2 pseudogenes are annotated in these 1,399 nt (G+C 69.7%); both read right to left on the reverse strand.

What is annotated here, in order from left to right:
- Positions 1 to 117: 117 nt before the first annotated feature.
- A pseudogene (locus tag LHA35_RS28245) lies at positions 118 to 384 on the reverse strand (transposase); the annotation flags it as partial.
- 54 nt (positions 385 to 438) lie between these two features.
- Positions 439 to 1,186, reverse strand: a pseudogene (locus LHA35_RS28250) (helix-turn-helix domain-containing protein).
- Positions 1,187 to 1,399: the final 213 nt, after the last annotated feature.

The following is a 1,399-nucleotide window of genomic DNA, read 5'->3' on the forward strand; positions in this document are numbered from 1 at the left end:
AGAACGGGTGGGCGCTCGCCTGCATGGCCCCGCCGGTCGGGCTACGCCCTCCCGACGGCGCCATGCAGGCGTTTCTCATCCAGATCGCCGCGCGTTCTCACCCTGATCGCCGCGCAGCACCGCCCGCAGCAGCGCCGCATCGTCCCATGCGGCCTTGGCGACCACATGGTGCAGGGACTGATGTTTGGCCTGCACGCGGGCCGGCTCGATCCGGGCCGCCATCGGCTCGACGCTTTTGCGCTCCCCCGGCAGCAGCAGGCCCGTGCAGTAGGCCCGCGCCGAGGCGGCGCGGCGCACATTCCCGAGCCCCGCCATGATCGCCTCCAGATAGGCCGCGAACCGCGCCTCGCCCGTCCTCGGCCGCCTTGTCTGCCTCTCTACCATCCCCCACATATAGGAAGACCGGAGAGATTTGACACAGTAAGACTAATACCCGCCTCATGAAGTCCTGACCGACCGGAGATAGGGGTAGTCGGTCAGGGAGGCGATGCGGTCTGGCTCGGTGACGAGGCGGTTCCAGGCATCGCAACAGCCGTCGATGATGGCGTCGAGATCAGGGAAGAGGCGGAGCGAGAGGAACCGCTTGCGCAGGTAGAGCCAGATCCGCTCCACCGGGTTCAATTTCGGCGCGTAGGGCGGCAGGAAGATGAGGGGTGGCACTTGGCAACCTCGCTCAGCGCGGCGGCGAGGCCCCGCTTTTGAACCGCTCCTGCGCGGCCTTGTCCGCCCTGGGGTGGCGCGGCCGGATCTTCTGCCAGGACAGGTCGAGCGCCTTGACCAGCCGCTGCATGCCGCCCTCGCGGTAGGTGATGCCGAAGCGCTCCTCGGCGATCCGGCACAGGTCGACGATGCGCCAGGCGGACACGCCGTCGCGCTCCGGGTCCGGGCCGCGCAGCACGATGGCCTTCAGCGCCGCCTGCTGGCCCTCGCTCATCCACGGCCGACGGCCCGAGCGGGGCTGGTCGCGCAGGCCCTCCACACCCTCGGCGTTGAAGCGGATCACCCAGTCCCGCAGCGTCTGCCGGTCCATCCCAGCGGCGCGGGCGGCCGCCTCTCGGCTCATGCCATCCAGCACATTGGCCAGCGCCATCAGCCGCCCCGCTACCCGCCCATCCCGCTCGCGCCGCGCCAGGCGGCGCAGCGCCGCCGCCTCCAGGTCCGTCCGGATCGTCAGTGGCGCGCCCATCCCGTGCCCTCCGTCAGATCGGAAGGCAGGGAATCACGCCGCCTTGGACACCGCCCCACACAGGAGAGTCAGCAGTTCGCGCGGCGGGTATAAGGAGAGCTGTGCGCGGATGCGCCAGAACGGGCCCAGCGCACCAGAACGAGCAGATGGCTCGGCAATGCGGAGGTTTGGGCGATATGAGCGCCGGCAGGGGCGCCGATTTTGCCTTCGATT

Source organism: Roseicella aerolata (genome assembly GCF_020523605.1).
GTDB lineage: Bacteria > Pseudomonadota > Alphaproteobacteria > Acetobacterales > Acetobacteraceae > Paracraurococcus > Paracraurococcus aerolatus.